3 protein-coding genes and 2 pseudogenes are annotated in these 4,611 nt (G+C 55.2%); 4 read left to right on the top strand and 1 reads right to left on the bottom strand.

The features are described from left to right. The 4 genes and pseudogenes from ada to mgtE form a co-directional block, all read left to right on the top strand. A partial coding sequence (gene ada, locus FDX03_RS23035; protein WP_249356991.1) for a bifunctional DNA-binding transcriptional regulator/O6-methylguanine-DNA methyltransferase Ada occupies positions 1–604 on the top strand: 604 nt, incomplete at its 5' end. Further along, positions 604–1,294: pseudogene (gene alkB, locus FDX03_RS05015) on the top strand (DNA oxidative demethylase AlkB). The gene ada and the pseudogene alkB, both read left to right, overlap by 1 nt. Positions 1,295–1,329: 35 nt before the next feature. Further along, positions 1,330–2,973, top strand: coding sequence for a multidrug ABC transporter permease/ATP-binding protein (locus tag FDX03_RS05020; RefSeq protein WP_137345554.1), 1,644 nt, complete (start codon positions 1,330–1,332; stop codon positions 2,971–2,973). 105 nt (positions 2,974–3,078) lie between these two features. Beyond that, complete coding sequence (gene mgtE, locus FDX03_RS05025) at positions 3,079–4,515, top strand: magnesium transporter (protein WP_048211119.1); 1,437 nt, start codon at positions 3,079–3,081, stop codon at positions 4,513–4,515. Here mgtE and FDX03_RS23040 read toward each other — a convergent pair. Then, positions 4,478–4,611 (bottom strand): annotated as a pseudogene (locus tag FDX03_RS23040) (SulP family inorganic anion transporter); the annotation flags it as partial. The gene mgtE and the pseudogene FDX03_RS23040 overlap by 38 nt on opposite strands.

Consider the following 4,611-nt stretch of genomic DNA (forward strand, 5'->3'; position numbering starts at 1 on the left):
TCTTGACGCCGGATTCCCCGACAGCAGCAGCTATTACCGCAAAGCGGATCAGGCGTTAGGCATGACCGCCAGGCAATTTCGTCAAGGCGGCGGTAATGTTTCTGTGCGCTATACCCTCACAGATTGCGCCCTCGGCCGTTGCCTGGTGGCGGAAAGTGAACGGGGTATCTGCGCGATCTTGCTGGGCGACGACGATGCTACGCTGATAGCAGAATTGCATGAACTGTTTCCGACGGCACGTGACGAGCCCGCCGATACGGAGTTTCAACAACATGTGCGTGAGGTGATCGCCGTGATTAACACGCGCAATACCGCACTGTCACTGCCGCTGGATATTCAGGGAACCGCCTTTCAGCAGCAGGTATGGCAAGCGCTGCGGGCAATCCCTTGTGGTGAGACGGTGAGTTATCAGCAACTTGCCAGCACTATCGGCAAGCCGAAGGCGGTGCGTGCCGTAGCCAGCGCCTGCGCGGCGAACAAGCTGGCGATTGTGATCCCGTGTCACCGCGTAATCCGCGGTGATGGCGCGCTTTCTGGCTATCGTTGGGGAATAACGCGCAAGGCGCAACTGTTGCAACGTGAAGCCACCCGCGAGGAAACGTAATGCTCGATCTCTTTGCAGATGAGAAACCCTGGCACGAGCCGCTGGCGTCAGGTGCGGTGATTTTGCGGCGCTTTGCATTTGAATCCGCCCCCGCTTTACTGCGGGCAATCGCGGCGACAGCCAGACAGTCGCCGTTTCGCCAGATGGTCACCCCTGGCGGTTATACGATGTCGGTAGCCATGACGAATTGCGGCCATCTGGGCTGGACAACGGATCAACATGGCTACCTCTATTCACCGGTCGATCCATTAACCGGCGTTCACTGGCCGCCATTACCCGAGGTCTTTGCTGAGCTGTGCCAACAGGCGGCAACGGCCGCAGGCTATCCTGATTTTCAACCGGATGCTTGCCTTATTAATCGCTATACGCCGGGGGCAAAACTGTCTTTACATCAGGATAAAGATGAGCCTGACCTGCGAGCGCCTATCGTCTCTGTATCGCTGGGCCTGCCGGCGATTTTTCAGTTTGGCGGCTTACGGCGCAACGATCCCTTAAAGCGAGTATTGCTGGAGCATGGTGATGTGGTGGTATGGGGGGGAAACTCGCGGCTGTTTTATCATGGCGTCCAGCCGCTTAAGACGGGGTATCATCCATTGACGGGAGATTGTCGTTATAACCTGACGTTTCGCCAGGCAGGTAAAAAAGAATAAAAATAAGAATTATTATTGCTGTCAGCGAAGAGATGTTTAAACTGCGGGCTGTTATTACTTGTCCGGGTTGTTTGCATGGAACTTTTACTTCTTGTCTGGCGGCAGTATCGCTGGCCATTTATCAGCGTCATGGCGCTCAGCCTTGTCAGTGCCGCGCTGGGGATTGGGCTGATTGCGTTTATCAACCAGCGCTTGATTGAAACGGTCGACACCACGCTGATGGTGCTACCGGAGTTTCTTGGCCTGCTGCTGTTACTGATGGTCGTCACCCTCGGTTCACAGCTGGCGCTCACCACGCTGGGGCACCACTTTGTCTACCGTCTGCGTAGCGAATTTATCAAACGAATTCTGGACACCCACGTCGAACGTATCGAGCAAATCGGTAGCGCCTCGTTACTGGCCGGTTTAACCAGCGATATCCGTAACATTACCATTGCCTTTGTCCGCCTGCCTGAGCTGGTACAGGGGATTATTTTGACCGTGGGGTCGGCGGCGTATCTGGCCATGCTGTCGACTAAAATGCTGCTGGTGACGGCAATCTGGATGGCAATCACCATCTGGGGCGGATTTGTGCTGGTGGCGCGGGTGTATAAACACATGGCTACCCTGCGTGAAACCGAAGACAAGCTGTACAACGACTACCAGACGATGCTGGAAGGACGCAAAGAACTGACGCTCAACCGGGAACGTGCTGAGTATATCTTTAACCAGCTGTACGTCCCGGATGCCAAAGAATACCGCCACCATATTATTCGTGCTGATACCTTCCACCTGAGCGCGGTCAACTGGTCGAATATTATGATGCTGGGCGCCATTGGCCTGGTATTCTGGATGGCCAACAGTCTGGGTTGGGCGGATACCGCCGTGGCGGCGACCTATTCGCTGACGCTGCTATTCCTGCGCACGCCGCTGCTCTCTGCCGTCGGCGCGCTGCCAACGCTGCTGACTGCACAGGTGGCGTTCAACAAGCTGAATAAGTTCTCCCTGGCCCCCTTCAGGGCTGAATTCCCACGGCCAACCGCATTTCCGGACTGGCAAACGCTGGAGTTGCGCGACGTGGTTTTCCGCTATCAGGATAATGCGTTCGCCGTTGGGCCAGTGAATCTGACCATTCGTCGTGGTGAACTGATCTTCCTGATTGGCGGTAACGGTAGTGGGAAATCTACGCTGGCGATGTTGCTGACCGGGCTATACCAGCCGCAGTCTGGTGAGATTTTACTGGATGGCAAGACGGTTGCTGTCGAAAAACCGGAGGACTACCGCAAGCTGTTCTCCGCGGTGTTTACCGACGTCTGGCTGTTTGACAAATTGCTGGGACCTGAAGGCAGAGACGCTTCTCCGGCGCTGGTAGCGAAGTGGCTGGATCATCTGCAAATGGCGCACAAGCTGGAACTGAACGACGGGCGCATTCTCAACCTGAAGCTGTCGAAAGGGCAGAAAAAGCGTGTGGCGCTGTTGCTGGCCTTAGCAGAGGAGCGCGACATCATTCTGCTGGACGAATGGGCCGCCGATCAGGATCCCCATTTCCGGCGTGAATTCTACCAGGTGTTGCTGCCGCTGATGCAGGAGATGGGCAAAACCATTTTCGCCATTAGTCATGACGATCATTACTTTATTCATGCAGACCGTTTGCTGGAAATGCGTAATGGGCAATTGAGTGAACTGCTGGGCGATGAACGCGATGCGGCTTCGCGCGATGCGGTGGCGCGCACTGCATGATCCCACATGCCGCCGGTTTTTTATCCACCCGGCGGCCTCGTTTATTGTTATTTACATAATTCGGCATCATGATTGATGATATTTCATATCATGGATTTATGATTAATGTCCGCAATAAACAAAAACAGCGCCAGGCTACGTGATGAAGAGCGTGCGCGTCTAATCTGGCTGCTGACCACTGATAAAGCCATTATTTCAACACTGTTGGGCAAGCTTACCCTGGCTGAGCAATATGACGTCGGCACGTTAGCCGACGATATTGCTGAGGTAGGGGCTCTGGTGGCGCATCTGCCGCCACCCGATCTGGCCGATACCCTTGAAGCACTGCCCTCCGAAGAGCGTCACGCCCTGTGGCGACTGGTCGAAAGTGAAAAACGCGGCAACGTCCTGCTTGAAGCATCAGAAAATGTGTGGGATGACCTGATCGACGAGATGAGCGACCGCGAGCTACTGGATGCGCTGCAATATCTCGATATCGACGAACAGATTTATCTGGTACAGCATTTACCCCGTAACCTTACCGGTCGACTGCTGGCATCATTGCCTGCTGAAGAGCGTGCGCGCGTACGTCAGGTGCTGCACTACGAGAAGAATCGCGTCGGTGCGATCATGGAGTTCGAAGTCATCACCGTACGTCCGGACGTGACGCTGGAAGTGGTGCAGCGGTACTTGCGGCGGCTGGGAAAAATGCCGGAGAACACCGATAAACTCTTCGTAACCGATCGCAATAAAGTGCTGGTGGGTGAACTGACGCTAACCTGTATTCTGCTCAATGACGTGCAGCGTAAAGTCAGCGAAGTGATGGAGGATGATCCGCTCACATTTTCTCCGGAAGATATCGCCGAGAATGCTGCGCGTACGTTTGAACGTGACAACCTGGTCAGTGCTGCGGTGGTTGATCCCTCAGGCAAACTGATGGGACGCTTAACCATCGATGAGATCGTCGACGTGGTTTATGAAGAAACCGATACCGATCTGCGTCGAATGGGGGGCTTAAGTGCCGAAGAGGATGTATTCGCTCCGGTCACTAAAGCGGTAAAAACCCGTTGGGCGTGGCTGGCAATTAATCTCTGTACCGCTTTTATCGCCTCGCGGGTAATCGACGGTTTCGAGCACACCATTTCACAACTGGTGGCGCTGGCCTCGCTGATGCCCATTGTGGCAGGGATTGGCGGTAATACGGGTAATCAGACCATCACCATGATTGTCCGGGCGCTGGCGTTGCAGAATATTCAGCCCGGCAACCTGACGTTTCTGATCCTGCGTGAGATGGGGGTAGCGCTGATCAACGGCCTTGTCTGGGGCGGCATCATGGGCGGCATCACCTGGTGGCTGTACGATGATATGGCGCTGGGCGGCGTGATGACCCTGGCAATGATGCTCAATCTGCTGATGGCGGCGCTGATGGGCGTTATCATTCCGATGACGATGGTGAAGCTCGGGCGCGATCCGGCGGTCGGCTCCAGCGTCATGATTACCGCTATCACCGACACCGGCGGATTCTTTATTTTTCTGGGTCTGGCGACGCTGTTTTTGATGTAGACGCCCGTTTCCTTCTGACGATGCGCGGCAGTATCAACATCGTGATCACGCCGGCAACCACGCCAATCGCCAGGTTGCCGGTAGAGACTGTCGCGG

This window comes from Citrobacter sp. wls827 (assembly GCF_005280875.1).
Lineage (GTDB): Bacteria > Pseudomonadota > Gammaproteobacteria > Enterobacterales > Enterobacteriaceae > Citrobacter > Citrobacter youngae.

What these genes read in the sequence shown, in the direction of transcription:
- FDX03_RS05020 (WP_137345554.1), top strand. Translation starts at nt 1,330, where the DNA reads ATGGAACTTTTACTTCTTGTCTGGCGGCAGTATCGCTGGCCATTTATC.
- mgtE (WP_048211119.1), top strand. Translation starts at nt 3,079, where the DNA reads ATGTCCGCAATAAACAAAAACAGCGCCAGGCTACGTGATGAAGAGCGT.